9 protein-coding genes and 3 pseudogenes are annotated in these 15,085 nt (G+C 35.8%); 3 read left to right on the top strand and 9 right to left on the bottom strand.

Annotation, left to right across the window (positions count from 1 at the left end; genetic code table 11):
* Positions 1-83 precede the first annotated feature (83 nt).
* Positions 84-696 (bottom strand): annotated as a pseudogene (locus tag L6E24_RS09855) (IS1634 family transposase); the annotation flags it as partial.
* Between the two features lie 128 nt (positions 697-824).
* A pseudogene (locus tag L6E24_RS09850) lies at positions 825-1,040 on the bottom strand (IS66 family transposase); the annotation flags it as partial.
* 59 nt (positions 1,041-1,099) lie between these two features.
* Here L6E24_RS09850 and L6E24_RS09845 point away from each other — a divergent pair.
* A complete protein-coding gene (locus L6E24_RS09845; RefSeq protein WP_257741816.1) occupies positions 1,100-2,329 on the top strand; it encodes an ISAzo13 family transposase in 1,230 nt (409 codons plus the stop codon).
* Here the strand turns inward: L6E24_RS09845 and tnpC are convergent.
* The 4 genes and pseudogenes from tnpC to L6E24_RS09825 form a co-directional block, all read right to left on the bottom strand.
* Positions 2,324-3,721: an IS66 family transposase gene (gene tnpC / locus L6E24_RS09840; RefSeq protein WP_257741815.1), complete on the bottom strand. Its 1,398-nt coding sequence runs from the start codon at positions 3,719-3,721 to the stop codon at positions 2,324-2,326. The two genes, L6E24_RS09845 and tnpC, sit on opposite strands and share 6 nt — an antisense overlap.
* Positions 3,722-3,944: 223 nt before the next feature.
* Positions 3,945-4,778: pseudogene (locus tag L6E24_RS09835) on the bottom strand (IS1634 family transposase); the annotation flags it as partial.
* An 806-nt stretch (positions 4,779-5,584) separates the two neighbouring features.
* On the bottom strand, positions 5,585-6,820 hold the full coding sequence (locus L6E24_RS09830) for a glycosyltransferase family 4 protein (protein ID WP_257741813.1): 1,236 nt from the start codon (positions 6,818-6,820) through the stop codon (positions 5,585-5,587).
* On the bottom strand, positions 6,817-7,761 hold the full coding sequence (locus tag L6E24_RS09825; RefSeq protein ID WP_257741812.1) for an NAD-dependent epimerase/dehydratase family protein: 945 nt from the start codon (positions 7,759-7,761) through the stop codon (positions 6,817-6,819). The genes L6E24_RS09830 and L6E24_RS09825 overlap by 4 nt, the downstream gene beginning before the upstream one ends.
* A gap of 407 nt (positions 7,762-8,168) precedes the next feature.
* Between L6E24_RS09825 and L6E24_RS09820 the strand changes: the two genes are divergently transcribed.
* Together L6E24_RS09820 and L6E24_RS09815 are read left to right on the top strand one after the other, a co-directional pair.
* Entirely contained in the window at positions 8,169-9,326 is a 1,158-nt protein-coding gene (locus tag L6E24_RS09820; protein ID WP_257741811.1) for a DegT/DnrJ/EryC1/StrS aminotransferase family protein, read from the top strand.
* 7 nt (positions 9,327-9,333) lie between these two features.
* Complete coding sequence (locus L6E24_RS09815; protein ID WP_257741810.1) at positions 9,334-10,401, top strand: radical SAM/SPASM domain-containing protein; 1,068 nt, start codon at positions 9,334-9,336, stop codon at positions 10,399-10,401.
* 674 nt (positions 10,402-11,075) lie between these two features.
* Here L6E24_RS09815 and istB read toward each other — a convergent pair.
* From istB to L6E24_RS09800, 3 genes are all read right to left on the bottom strand, one after another.
* Entirely contained in the window at positions 11,076-11,843 is a 768-nt protein-coding gene (istB, locus tag L6E24_RS09810; RefSeq protein WP_257741809.1) for an IS21-like element helper ATPase IstB, read from the bottom strand.
* On the bottom strand, positions 11,843-13,384 hold the full coding sequence (istA, locus tag L6E24_RS09805; RefSeq protein ID WP_257741808.1) for an IS21 family transposase: 1,542 nt from the start codon (positions 13,382-13,384) through the stop codon (positions 11,843-11,845). Before istA ends, istB begins: the two co-directional genes overlap by 1 nt.
* Positions 13,385-13,923: 539 nt before the next feature.
* Positions 13,924-14,820: a class I SAM-dependent methyltransferase gene (locus L6E24_RS09800; RefSeq protein ID WP_257741807.1), complete on the bottom strand. Its 897-nt coding sequence runs from the start codon at positions 14,818-14,820 to the stop codon at positions 13,924-13,926.
* Between the last annotated feature and the right edge of the window lie 265 nt (positions 14,821-15,085).

The following is a 15,085-nucleotide window of genomic DNA, read 5'->3' as shown; positions in this document are numbered from 1 at the left end:
TCATAAACTCTGTGATGGCTGATATAACAATTTCCCAGTTGGCATCATATCCATTGTAAGAAAATTTGTTGCCCAGTAACATTGATCCTGCATCTGCTTTTTGAGATAAGATAAGTAGATCAGTGCCACAAACTGCACAAACAGTTTCCCATCAAGGCTCTGTTCTGAAGAAACGAGTTTACGGCGCATATTCAGGCGTTCTTTGAGATTTCCAAAGGCCTTTTCAACCACATCTTTGTTGCGGTAGAGTTCAAGAGCAGTTACTGCATCCATCTTTTCATTGGTAATCAGAGCAAAAAACCCAAAATATCGCTTGGCTTTGATGACATTTTCATCAATAATCTGTGCCTTTGTTCCTCTCTTAGGTGTTGTTTTGGTAATGAAGTACTGCTTGTAAAGTTTAGCGTGTCCTGGAACACGCTCTCCTGACTCCAGTTCCTTTTTTAGTGCGATTAGCTTTCGGTCGAAGTTTTTCTCATCTTCGGCTGCCAGGTCAATATTGTAGAAATAGTGGATGTAAAGACGGCGTGATTCCTGAAGAGTATCTCCTTTGTAAGGACGCTCTTGCGTATAATTCCAGGTGGTCCGGACAGTCTGGTAATACAGTTCGTAATTCTCACTGTAACGTTCAAAGCTCCTAAAAGTGTCATAGACTGCATCAAGTTCTCCATAGACAAATTTCAGAGACATTCTGACACCTGCAACCCAAGTTTGACACTTGGTTCAAAAAGTCTATTTTACACCCCAAAATATCCAAAAAAGCCGGAATTGAATTTGACAGTTGACCAAATTTAAGGGTAAAATGGGAGTTTTATTGTAACTATTCACCCCATCAATTCTTGAACTGTGTATGGATTTCCCTGAACTAACCTCTTAAGAGCCTCAAATACAGATTTGCCGCATTTTCTGACTGTTGAAATATAACTTCTAATTCTGCAGAACCTTTCTGCACCGGCAATAGATCTAAAAGTACCCGATATTTTCTGTTGTACTTTCATCATGCGTACATCTCTCTCTGCAAGGTTGTTTGTAAATGGGACTAAGGCATCGTAAATTAATAAACCGATCATTTAATTTATTATGTGCATCATTATAATATATGGATCTGGATGCTTTCATTGCAAATATTTACGAGGGCCTAACACCTCATCTAAATGAGAGGCAAATAAGGATCTTTGCTTCAACTATGGCTAATTCATATGGTCGTGGTGGAGTTACAAATGTTTCTAAAATAACAGGGATGTCAAGATCTACAATAAATATTGGAAGAAAACAATTAGATTCTGGAGAGATTTATCCATATGACAAAGTTAGATCTGAAGGAGCTGGAAGGAAAAAAATAACAGAGATTGATCCTGAATTAATTAATGATCTAGACTTTCTTATTGAGCCAACTTCGAGAGGAGATCCCGAATCACCTCTAAGGTGGACATGTCTAAGTACAAGGAATTTAGCTGAGGAATTAATAAATAAAGGGCATAATGTAAGCCATACTTGTGTTTCAAAGCTATTGAATTATTCGGGTTACAGCCTTCAGGCACCAAGGAAAACTGAAGAAGGCAAATCTCATGAGGACAGAAACGAACAATTTGAATTCATTAATGAATTTGTCAAAAAGTATCAGACCCATAACCAACCAGTAATTTCTGTTGATTGCAAAAAGAAGGAAAATATTGGGAATTACACAAATAAAGGGCAGGAATGGCGTCCTAAGGGTAAGCCTGTCAAAGTCAAGGATCATGATTTTATTGATAAAGAACTTGGGAAAGCAATACCATATGGAATTTATGATATCAGCAATAACTCCGGTTGGGTCAATGTAGGTGTAGATCATGAAACATCAGAATTTGCAGTTGAAAGCATCAGGAGATGGTGGATAACTATGGGTCAGGAAATATACCCCAATGCAGAATCTCTTCTTATAACAGCAGATTCTGGAGGTAGTAATGGTTATAGGAGAAAAGCATGGAAAGTTGAATTGCAAAAATTTTGTGACGAATTTAACCTTATGGTGTCAGTCTGCCACTTTCCGCCAGGAACAAGCAAGTGGAATAAAATTGAGCATCGCTTATTTTCTGCAATCTCTAAAAATTGGAGAGGAAGACCATTGATTAATATGGAGACAATAGTAAATTTAATCGCCAATACAAGAACATCTAAGGGATTGACGGTTCAATGTTCTGTTGATAACAATTCATATCCTCTTGGAAGGAAAGTATCAAAAGAAGAGATGAACGAATTGTTCCTTCTCCCAAATCAATTTCATGGTGAATGGAATTATACTATTGCTCCAAAGGATGAATGTTACTATGTCGTGGACGACTTATAAAATTACAGCCACTAAGGAATTGTACATGAACCGCAGTATATCTTCTTCATAATCTCTGAGCCTAACAAGTAAGTTGAAAGGTTTTGAATTTTTTACTCGCCCTCTTTGCCCGGCTTTTTTTTCAGCAGGAGGTGGATTTTCTTTGAATCCAGATTCAATTATTTTCATATATTTAATTCGGAATTTTTCAAGCTCTAAAGGATCCTTTCTATCCTCAATGAAAAGATAATGGTAAATTTGCTTATAAAGGTCAATCATATCCTTTGCCCAATTTTGTTTGTATCCTTCCCAAACTCCGTTTAATTCTCTCATTATATGGGCATTGCAATAAGAATGTGTACAATTATATTTTGAATAACCAACCCAAAAATCATGTACTAATACACCATCATACTGTGGAAGTACTCCCATTTCATCAGTTGCAACAGATCCTCTTTTAGGATGTACTGCATACAACGTCAGGTGTTCATTTCCAATTGAATGAAGCCACCATCTTTCTCCTATAACTCTAAGACCAGTTTCATCAGCATTTAGTACAGAGGATTTAATCAATTCCTCTCTTAAATCATATTCAAACTTATTAAGGGTTTTATGAGCGTTTTTTTCAAATGCAATTAGTGTGGCTGGGCTTATGCTGATACAGTATTGATCTATGAAATATGTCTTTTCTTTCTCATATGATGTGAATATCTGATTTTTAATGTATAGCGCATTCGCTTTTAAATTATCTCCATACTGGACAGTTTGATTAACATTTTCCGGGAAAGGACCCACTATTCTACGCCCGCATTTTGGACAATACTTGATTTCTGCCCTAAATTCGGTTATGCGGGGATCCACAGGTGGAGTATCAAAAACTTGCCGACGAATATATTTTTCAGATTCCACATCGCTAAGATCATTCCCACAAGGACATGTGTTAACCTCAATATTACTGGTTTCATGAGGATTATTATTTAATTCGAGTGTTGTTCCTTTATGACCCTGCTGACCACCAACTTTTTTTCCGGACTTATTTCTTAAACTGGTATTTCGGTTTTTATTGCCTTTATTTCCTTTATTTCCTTTATTTCCTTTATTGCCTTTATTTCCTTTATTGCCTTTATTTCCTTTATTGCCTTTATCGCTTTTATTGTTCTTATTATTGGTTTTATTCTCATCATCTGTTTTATTTTTGTTTGGAGGATAAATATCACGAGATGGTGGGAAACTGCTATTGCTGCTATTTTGATTTAACCGAGCTTCAAGTTCTATTATTCTTTGCTCTTGAATATTAATGTGAGTTTCATAATTACTTAATGTGGATTCGTAAATTTTGATTAAGTCTGTAGCACCTTCAGGATCAGTTACAACGAACCGAAATATTTTATCCTTAAGGTAATCATGAGGCATTCCCACACATTATGTGTGCAATAATATTTAGATCATTCAATATTATATTGGGGGACAAAATTAGGGGGGTGAATAGTTACGTTTTATTTTTAGAATGTTCATGTCACATTCAATCTAAGCTCAAATTAAGGAGATTTTGAGAGATTATTCTGCAAAACTATGTAACTGTCAAATTCTTTTTTGCCACAAATGGGGGGAATTATACGAACTGTCAAACTTAGGCTGCAAGGAACTTCACGTGATTCTTAAACAGGTTGTTGATATTGACCTCACTGTAAAAGCCCGGGTCAAGAACCAGTTTAACTCTTGAGTGATCAAGAATATCCAGCTCTTCAAGCAGGCGTGTAATGGTCTTTGAATCCGGGATATTACCTGCGAGTTTTCTGTAATAGAAAGGGAGATTGGACTCCTGTCCAAAGACCAGAGCAAGATTCAGCTGTGCCAGTTTGTCGTGCTCCTTGTTGCGACCATACTGTACCTGCCTGAGGGTTTCTGAATAGCTGGACAGAGATGTTGTATCATAAGCACAGAATTCATTATCCATCCTTCTCTTCCCCTGAAGTCTGAAGAACTGTAGTTTATTTGCCTCGGTAATGCTGGAAAACAGTTCACTACTGCGTTGTGAGGTGATGTCTTTGCCATAAGGATGCTTATGCAGGAGTCCCCACTTCTCAAAACGGTATAGCGGAGTGCTGTCTTCAAGGATTAAATAGTACACAACGGATAAGATTTGCTCATATGTGTTGGGGAAACACTGTTTCAGATCCTGAATGAGACCTAATTTCTCACCAATAGCATCCAGTAGATATGTGGCTCCGTAGAATGAACGATGTGCTTCCTCAACCCTCTTTGTATTACGTTTCACAGGCGGATTACCTTCTTTTTTCTTCCTGTTGCGTCCATCAGTGGGGACTATTTTACCTGTCTCTTTGTCTACACGCCCAATAAGGGTACGTTTGGCACGTGACTGTTTCTTTTCCTTGTCCCAGTATGATACAGAGCGGTAAGCATAGGTTATCCCGGATCTTTTGTCTGTTTGGTGAACTATTGCGACCATGTAAACACCTAATCGTTATGTGTATTATATAACACATAACGATTATAAAACTATCGGTTTGATCTTGGAGAGTATTTTGGAATATTAAGAAAAATGTGGAGTTAGATTTCAGAGTGGGTTATGTGTTTCCGGGAATGCAGGATACACAGTTCAAGAATTGATAGGGTGAATAGTTACGTTCATTATTTGTTTTTTCGCCGTTATCTTTGTCATATATTCTGTAATCAATAGGAAATGTCTACTTCCCATCCGTCCAAACTAGAGAAATCAGATCAATTCCACTAAATACTTTTCGATGTTTACCTCTCCATTGAAAATATGTAGATTCAATTTTTGTTGAATGAATATTATCAATTACAGTATCATCTGCCACCAACCAGCCTGATTTTAGCTCAATAAAGGGGTTTACTTCATTTCATAAGGTCTCCGTGTTTAGAGGCTCTCTTAAAAGAAATCTGTTGATTGCATCATGTGCAATATTAAAACTATAAGTTTGAAAGCAATCTGCACCTCTGACGCAGGACACCTCACATTGAGCACCCATCAGAAAGCTGATGTAATCCTGATCATTACATTTGGGCTTTGATGACATTCTGGCAACACATCTCGCACACAGAACATATAGATCTTCCCATTCCAAAATCGTTCTGCGTAACTCCTATTAGATGAAATTTATTCAACAAATTAAAGAGTTATTGAACAACCCAAATAGTATATCCAAAATATACAATCCAGATCATATTTTAAAATTTTGGGGACAACCTCTCATCTGCCACCCAACATCATAGCAATCAAATAAATTAATATTAATTGAAACTATCATATACATCACAATATTTGCATATTGACCTTTTATGCGTAAAAAATGTGCCATATTTTATTTTTGCATTTTCTCCAAGAGATGCTCGGAATTCAGGTTCTTCAATAAATAATCGTATTGCATTAGCAAGACCCTGAATATCTCGTGGTTCTACAATTATTCCTGATTTCATTTGATCCAATTGCTCAGGGATTCCTGAGATATTGCTTGCAATTATTGCTTTCCCTAACAACATAGATTCAAGGATAATGTTTGGGAAATCCTCATTTCGTATTGATGGTAAAATAATACAATCAGATGCATTTATGAGATTAAAGATCTGTGGTTCATTTCTAATAAACATTATATCCTCATTTAAATTTTGTTCCAGAGCATATTTCCTTAAAAAATCTTCTTCTGATCCAGTTCCTTCGAAAATACAATATGGCATATTTTGAGGATGACTTTTCTTAATCTCAGATAATGCTTTTAACAAAAATATATGACCTTTACGTTCATCAAGGACAGCAATAACTGAAATGATCATCCTGTCTAAGGGAAGGTTTAGTCTCTTAATAACCTGTTTTGGAGTTTCAGTTATAACCCTAGGAGAAATACCATTAGGTATTGATAATATTTTTTTTGAAGGGATATGAAGATTATCTTTCAATGCACTTCCTGCAAAATTAGAACCTGTTACAAAAACCGACACTATGCAAATCACCATACGGTCAAAAATGTAATCCAACCATCGTTCTGGCGAACGATAATCTTCTGCAATATTGTTAACAACGTACACAATATGCTTTAAGCCATACAATTTCGCTGCCAAAACCATAGAAATGGTGCTATATGCTCCGGGATAACCCCCATTATTAATATGTAATATTTCCACATCCAGTTTTCGTATTGTTTTGTATAAGATGATCATGTTAAAAAAAAGAAAAATATATTTAAGCAATAGAATATTTATAGCAATTTTAAGTATTTTATTAATATATTTATAATGAATTTTATCCACAGAATCATATAAATCATAATGATCATAGAGCTTAAGGGGAATTTGATTTATACTATTGAAAACTCTTTTATGAAATCCCTCTTGATACTCTTGAGTCCACCGATAAATAAACAAAACATTGTAAGTTTCTGTGAAACAGTTATCATTAAAAAAATTAGCAAGCATATTTTCACAACCTGCAAAGAATCCACAATCCGAATAAAAGAGAATATTTTTCTTCAATCTTCTTTCTCTCCACAATAGTAAGCAATGGTTTTCTGCAATCCTACATCAAGGGGGGTTTTGACATTCCAATTCAAGAGATCTTTTGCCTTATTAATATCAACATAATAATCCATGACTTCATTATTTCTATAGGGGTGCCCTCCAAGGCAAACAAGTCCTATCTTCCCCATTATTTTTTCGACCATATATGCAATTTCTGAAAGTTTAACAGTCTTACCACTCCCTATGTTAATAATCTGGCCTTTGGAAAAAGAAGTCTGTGAAGATACTAATAGTGCTTCTACAAGATCCTCAACATAAACAAAATCACGAGTCTGATTTCCAAATGTCATATTAAATTTCTTGTTATCCCGAAGTGATATGATCAATGCAGGTAAAAACATATCTATTCCCTGTCCCGGACCATATGCAAGAGTAGGACGGATGATTGTGACAGGAAAATCATAGAGGCGCCAAAAGAGTTCACTCAAATTAGAAACGCACAATTTGGAGAAAGAATATGATGTTGCAGGAGATTCCCTCATATTTTCACAAAAAGGCAGTGAATTGATCCCATACTCTTCTGCAGTACCGAGAGTTATAATTGATTTTACCAACCCCATATCTTTTGCAGCAGAGAAAAGGTTTAGAGAACCTATTAAATTAGTTTCAATTGAAGTATAAAGTGATTCAACTGTAGTACTTCGCTCCTTGTATGCAGCAAGATGAAAGATATAATCCGGCTGGCATTCCAGAACACAATCACGTACGGCTTTTTCGTCACATATGTCAAGAATGAATTGCCCGATCTCTAATTGGAAATCACACCTTTTCCTGCTGATTGTATTAACATTTGCGCCGGAATTATATAGTCGAGCTAGTAAATGCCGACCAATAAATCCACTTGCACCTGTTACAAGAACTTTTTTATTCAAATAAAGAGAATCTAAACTGTTCATTATTTTCACAACTGAAATTGTAATGATATTTTTGCTGGAATAAGAAATTTAACTCTTATTTTCAAATCATTTTTATTTTTTAAATGTTAGTTAATCCAACCATAATATTTATTTGCAAATATTCCAATCGAATCATAGAACTGGCTACTTTTGATTCAATATATAAGAAATATTACTCCCACATTTTGATAAACATATGGTAGCACTTTAGTCCCTAAATATTATGATAAATAAAAGAGTTATCTAATCTACTAAGAGCGTCAAGTATAACTTCTAAATGTAAACAGATAAAAGAATAAAAGTTAACTAATTACAAAGATAGACTAATATGGAGGAGGACTATTACGATCCATAATAAAAATCCATCTAAATATCTTGGAAATGAATTAAAATATATAAATAAAGTTTTGAATTCAGAAAATTGGTCTGCTACTACCGGAAATTGGAATCAGGCACTGGAAGATGCATTTGCAAAAAAAATTGGAAGAAAATATGCCATCTCCATGAATTCTGGAACATCCACCCTGCATGCAGCACTTGAAGCGGCAGGTGTTGGTCCCGGAGATGAAGTAATTTCACCAGGCCTTACGGTTATAATGGATAGTACTGCAACAATTCATGCAAATGCAGTTCCTGTATATGCTGATATAAATCCGGAAACCTATAATATTGATCCAAAAGACATTGAGAGAAAAATAACGGATAAGACAAGGGCAATTATTCCTGTCTCCTTGTACGGCCTCCCCCCAGATTATGATCCAATTCTTAAAATCGCAAAAAAGCATGATTTGGTAGTAATTGAAGATAATGCTCAATGTGTATTAAGTACATATAAAGGACAGATGGCCGGAACTTTTGGACAGATGGCCAGTTATAGTTTCGAAAACACCAAACACCTTTCATGTGGTGAAGGTGGCATGCTGATTACAAATGATGAACAGTATGCAGAAGCTGCAAGGAAAATTGGAGGTCACGGATTTAAAAATCTTAAAGCCAGCGAAGGCAGGGTGCGACTAAATCAGGATACGTTCCAGAGTCCTAATTATAAACGACATGACACTTTGGGATGGAATTACCGCCTGTCTGAATTTAATGCAGCAATTGCAATGGCCCAACTGGAAAGAATTGAGGATCTTGTGCAGTTAAGGATAGATTCGGCACATATTTTCATTGAGACTATGAAACATTGTGATTATTTAATTCCACAAAAAACACCTGAAGGATATACAAATTCGTATTACACGTTAGGAGTAGTCTATAATGGATTTGAGAGTATTGGGGTTACGTGGGAAGAATTCAGAAAGGCATATGTTAACGCCGGTGGAGATGGAATCTATGGTGCATGGGCAGTACCATACTTTGAACCTGTAATCGCAGAAAGAAAATTTGTGGCCCGATGCCCGTGGATCTATAAGGATGTTCATTATCATTCAGGATTGTGTCCTGTAGCCGAACAGGTTCAGCCACATTTGATGCAATTTAAAACTAATTACAGAGATTTAAATCTGGCAAGGAAAAAGGCGGAGATCTTATCTCAAGTCATTGAAAAATTCTCATCGAGGTAATAATATAATGTTTGATATAAATTTTTATATGAAGGCACGTGACATCCAGAAAAAGATAAATTCCGGCGAAAAATTTTCCAAAGATAATTTATTCGCAAAATTTGAAGAATTTCGTAGCAAAGTCCCGGTTGTGTACAATATCGAAACTACCAATGCCTGTAATATGAAATGTGAAATGTGTCCACGGACAACAATGATGACAAGGCCGGTGAAAACTCTAAAAAAGGAAACCTTTGAACGAATAATTGATCAGTTGAGACCATTTTCAGCGCAGGAATGGAATAAATGGGAGTACTTTTGCAAGTCAGAATATGGGATTTCATCTAAAGATATGAGCGAAAACCATTTTTTTCTCAATATAATTCCAAAAGTTATTCAGTTACATGGTTATGGAGATCCACTTCTGGATCAAAATATGGCTGAGTACGTCAGATTACTGCATGAAAAAGATTTTTTTTCTTATTTCAGCTGCAACCCGGCAAATATCAATATTGATGTAACCAGGGAAATGTTTGAAAACAATCTGGATTATATTAAATATTCACTTGAAAGTGTGTCTGACACAACACATAAAAAAATAAGGGGTAACGAATCAAATTTTTCAGACTCTTACAAAAAGATTTTGGAATTACTTGCAATTAAAAAAGAATTTGGATATAAGACAACAATAATCATAACTATGCTCGATCTCAACAGGCCGGATCAGATGGAAGATTTTAGAAAATTAAAATCTGCCTTTGCAGGAAAAGATGTCTATATCTATCTAAAAAGTGAAGATCAGCAGTGGTACAGAAAAGACTATCATGGAACTGCATCAGTACATTGGTCTGAAATATGTAAACATCCTTGGATGTCCATGACAATTAAATCAAATGGTGAAGCAGCCATGTGTATGGAAGACTTTAATAATGAGATAATACTTGGAGATGTCTCAAAAGAATCGTTGTTTGATATATGGAACGGTGAAAAATACCAACAATTCCGATGGGATCATTTCAACCTGAATTCTAATATTAAGTGCAAAGGGCAGTGTGATATGCACCTTATTGGTGAATATTGCAAGAATCAGGTATAATATTAGACAATTTTCAGTCTTAGAGATTGATATTATCAATTGAAAATCTCCATTTATCTCCTATGAAACATTTGTTTCATCTGCCATCTGTGAACCCGCGGGTTCATGAATGGCTTTTTTAGGAGAGGCAATATCTAGAAATTAACAAAGATAAAGCTATTATTACAACTTAGTTTTGCTACCTTGACCCCATATTTAACACAAGTTTGACACTTGGTTCGCACATTGCGGAACCCTGTAATACCTGTGTCGAATTATTGATTGATAACATACATTACTATGTTGAATTAAGAATAATAATTTACCCATTTTGCTAGTTTTTAATACACTACTGCTTAATAAATTGGTCAATTTCTTTTTTAAATCCTTCATTTCCAAAATTACGACATTTTTGTGGAGAATAGAAATACATACTGGCAGTGTACATATACACTGCATTCAATAAATCCTTTTCAGCAGTATATCGAATATTTTAATGAAATAACGAAGTGACGTTAATATTTTTAAAATATGACTGGCAGTAGTGTACACTTTTTTAGCTATTTGTAAATAACGTTTCAATTGAACAGTGTGACCGTTTTGGTCTGAACACTTCAAACGGAGACATTGTACAGCTAAAAACGCTGATTCTGGACACTTAAAACGGAGATATTGTACAGTTAAAAAAAGTGGGTTTATTCTTTATCAGCTAACCCGAATTCTTCCTTTCTCAGTCCATTTAATTTTCTCATAGAGTCTCCTTTTAGTACAATGGTATAGGCATTATGAGATATTCTATCACAGATTGAATCAGCAAGAGTTTCATTGCCTATTTTTTGATACCAACCTTTTACTTCAAATTGGGAACAGAATATCGTAGACCCCTTTTTACAACGTGCTTCAATAATCTCTAAGAGATCCCTTGCTTCAGTATGTGAAAGTGGCATTAAAAGCCATTCATCCAAAATTAGCAAGTTTATTTTTTTATATTTTTTAATCAGATCTCTGTATTTTCCTTCACCCCGTGAGACTGCCATTTCAGCGAATAGATCGGGGAGTCTGATGTATTTTGTGGAATAATATTTGCGATTCGCAGACACACCTAAAGCACAACTAATATAACTCTTACCAGTGCCTGTAGCACCAAGGATGATAACATTATTGCATTCAGGAATGTAATTACAAAACGACAGTCTTAGAATCTGTCCTTTATCGAGATGACGGCTTGGTTCATAGTTTATATCTTCAATACAGGCCTGTGGGTAGACATACTCTGCTTTCCTGATAAGCAGTTCCAGTTTCCTGTTTTTGCGGGATTGCCATTCTGAATCAACCAAAAGCCCAAATCTTTCTTCAAATGGCATATCTGAAAATGAATTATCTTTCAGCTGTTCACGGAAATCCCGTGCCATGCTGTTCAGCCTCATCTCATAAAGCTTGCCGAGTGTATTTTCATCCAGCATCAATCATCATCTCCGCTGTAATAATCAGAACCACGGGTGAATGCATATTGTGAGGAAGTATCCTTTTCTTTGGATTCATTTTCAGTAAGCAAAATCTCCTGCTTGGATCTTAAGATTGTCTGGATACTCTTCAGACTCGGTCTTGGAGTATATGATAATGCACGTTCACACGCTTTTTCAATGTGTTGTTGTGGATATTTGTCGGAAAGTTTCAAAAGTGCCATACAGGATTTGTAGCCCTGCTGTTCAACTTTATCCCGTGTAAGAAAATAATTGACTACAGCATGAGTGTTTATTCCATAACTTCTGGCCCACTTCTGGAAACGTTCTCCATTCCAGGAAGAGTATTTCTGATGGTTTGGCGGCATGTGTTCCTTAAGGGTACTATACTGGGAAGAATGGCCCTTAAGCCTTGGATGTGAAGCAATACGTTCGCCCCTGTAAAAAATCTCTACTATTCTCCCTGTTAGTCGAATATCAACCTTATGCCTAATGTATTCATATGGACATGAGTAATTCTTGTTTTCGACAGTTACATGATAATTGTACTGCACTGTGGCAGTTTTCCATATGGCAGGTTCATAGGGTTTTTCCGGCAGTGGTATGAGGTAATTCTTTTCTTCCTCAAACCAGGATTCCCTGCACCCTTCTTTTTTCTGGAATTCATTTTTGTTGAAGTCAACTAATTTTTCATGGATTGCCTCATTGAATTCACGCAGTGAGAGAAACTCCTGGTTTCTAAGTGCAGCAAGTATCCATGTTGATACGGTGTTTACTGATTTTTCAACTGTAGCCTTGTCTTTTGGAGAGTATGGCCTTGCAGGGAGAATTGCAGTTCCATAGTGCTCTGCAAGTTCCTGGTACATTTTGTTGATGATTGTTTCATCTGCGGTATTTTTGATTACACCGGTTTTCAGGTTGTCAGGAACAAGGATCCTTGTTACACCACCAAAATATCTGTAAGAATTAACATGAGCTGTAATCCAGTTCTCCTGATTCTGAGAGAGGAATCCTTCAACGTAGGCATAACCACTGTATGGAAGAACAGAAACAAAAATAGAAACTTTTACTGAGTTTCCTGTATCTGTATCAAATATTGTTACCTTTTGTCCGGCCCAGTCAACTTCCATGATCTCGCCTGGTTTATGCTCCAAATGCATGGTAGCTTTGGTTTTATGAATAAAGTCACGATAATATTTATTGAATTGAGTCTGTTTATAGGGTATAAGACCGGATTCGCGGCACTGTTCGCAGTATTCAACCCAGAGCAATCCCAAAGTGACACCACTCTTTGCCATCTCCCGGTGAATATATTCATAGTCCGGCATCTGATAGGAAACACTTGGTGCATGGGAAGGCATGATCTTTTTTGCTATTGACTCATTGCTTAGGTCTTTGACTTTGTTCCAGTCGAGATTGTATTCCTTAGCTCTTTTCAGTGTATTTACCACCGTTGTTCGTGAGCAGTTGCAGGATTTTGCAATCTCCGTTTTCTTTAATCCAAGACTTTCCAGTCTTAGAATCTCTTTGTAGTTTTTCATACAAAACGCTCCTTTTTGGCATCTAATTGACACCAAGGGACTATTTTGCACAGGCTAAATTCAATGTATCATACATCCTTTTTGTTCGCTGAAGGACGGCTCGATAGAGACGTCTGAAGCGATGGCAAAGTGGGGGTAAATATCTAAAGAAGAGAGGTATTCAGGATCAGTATTTTAACTGTTCAAAATCGACGGTCAGGGTGTACAAAATGTGCGGTCGTACTGTTCAAAGTTGGGCGTAATATACAGCTATTTGGGTAATTTAGTATAATGGCACGTAAAAAGAACAAAATTACAAAGATCTTGGAAGGTCTCATCAATGGAGCAATTGAACAAAGAGACACTGGCGAACAGTTCACTCCTTTAATTGGGCTCCTCACTGTTTCAAGTGGGTAACATTTGATAGGTAGAATCATAAATTAGGTCATGAATCAGTAAATCTGTGATTTGACTGAAGGAATGCTTCATAATCCTGATGAAAAAAAGTGATTTATTAGAATCTGTTATAATTACCCACGCAATTTAGCGAGGAGCCTTTTTTATTTCAGATCTGTTCCCGCACAATTTTTTTCCGCAATTGCGTATATTGTGTCACAGATGAATTTATCCTTCAGATTGTTTTCATATTCTGCAAGAAGTGCTGGTGTAAATATTGAATTATAATACCCCTGGCCACCGGGTTTCCCAAATTGCATCCAGTACATATGATTAGATAAATCATACCTCTGTAATGGATATATTACCGACTGGTATCCTGCCTGATCTAACACATGCTTCAGAGAAATTTTTGAGAAATAGTAATTATGAGCAATTTCCCAGTAAAAATCAAGATGATTTTTAATTCTATAGACTGAAACAAGCACATCTTCAACATTTGGAACTTCAATTATTAATTTTCCCGTTGGAGACAGCTTCTTCTTTAAATCCTGAAGAAAATAAATTGGATCATCGATATGCTCAAGAACATGAAACATGAAAATAATATCATAGTAATTGTCTGGAACATCATTCAATGATTCTCGTACATCCAATCCCTTTTCCCTTCCATATTTGACATAATCTTTTGTTAATTCTACACCAGTAACTGATTTCACATGTTCTTTTGCTTCAAAAAGAAAATAACCGGACGCACATCCAATTTCTAGAAGTTTTGAATCAGTAGAAAACAAATCCATAAATCTTGAAACACGTCTTTTTGCTTCCGGTAGACTTGATTCCCAGAGACCCTTGGCATCCTGATTATCATACGCTGATCTATATGTTTTTTCATAAAATTCTTTTTCAATTTCCGGAGTCATTTTAGGGTATATAAATACAAATCCACATTGATCACATCGAAAAGGTCTTGGGGACAGATTATATCTTATATTATCATGGATTTGACTGCACTTTTTGTTGCCACAAATATAGCAGGAAATTTCTTCTTGTTTAGTCAAAGTAACACCTTTTAATTATATATGATCTTTCTAATTTGATATTCTTTGTTTATTTTATTAATCTCTGGCCTTTCGCCCATTTCAAAAGGCAAATGATCAAATTGAACCTTAAACCATTAGATTTGGGATTGTTTTATACATTAAGGCCATATGTGCCAGATTATAGGTGAAATTATTATTCATGAAAGAGTAAGATGATATTCTGGTTTTACTTATCACCTCTGGAAATTGAGATGTTTTTTGGGTGAAATGTGTGGCAAATTAG

The sequence above is a fragment of the Methanoplanus endosymbiosus genome (assembly GCF_024662215.1).
GTDB classification, from domain to species: Archaea; Halobacteriota; Methanomicrobia; order Methanomicrobiales; family Methanomicrobiaceae; genus Methanoplanus; species Methanoplanus endosymbiosus.
Note: the sequence above shows the minus strand (reverse complement) of the source record. Positions and strands in the feature narration are given on the sequence as shown.

Coding starts and splice junctions, on each gene's coding strand:
- L6E24_RS09845 (WP_257741816.1), top strand. CDS start 1,100: ATGGATCTGGATGCTTTCATTGCAAATATTTACGAGGGCCTAACACCT.
- istA (WP_257741808.1), bottom strand. CDS start 13,384: ATGAAAAACTACAAAGAGATTCTAAGACTGGAAAGTCTTGGATTAAAG.
- tnpC (WP_257741815.1), bottom strand. CDS start 3,721: ATGCCTCATGATTACCTTAAGGATAAAATATTTCGGTTCGTTGTAACT.
- L6E24_RS09825 (WP_257741812.1), bottom strand. CDS start 7,761: ATGAACAGTTTAGATTCTCTTTATTTGAATAAAAAAGTTCTTGTAACA.
- L6E24_RS09815 (WP_257741810.1), top strand. CDS start 9,334: ATGTTTGATATAAATTTTTATATGAAGGCACGTGACATCCAGAAAAAG.
- istB (WP_257741809.1), bottom strand. CDS start 11,843: ATGCTGGATGAAAATACACTCGGCAAGCTTTATGAGATGAGGCTGAAC.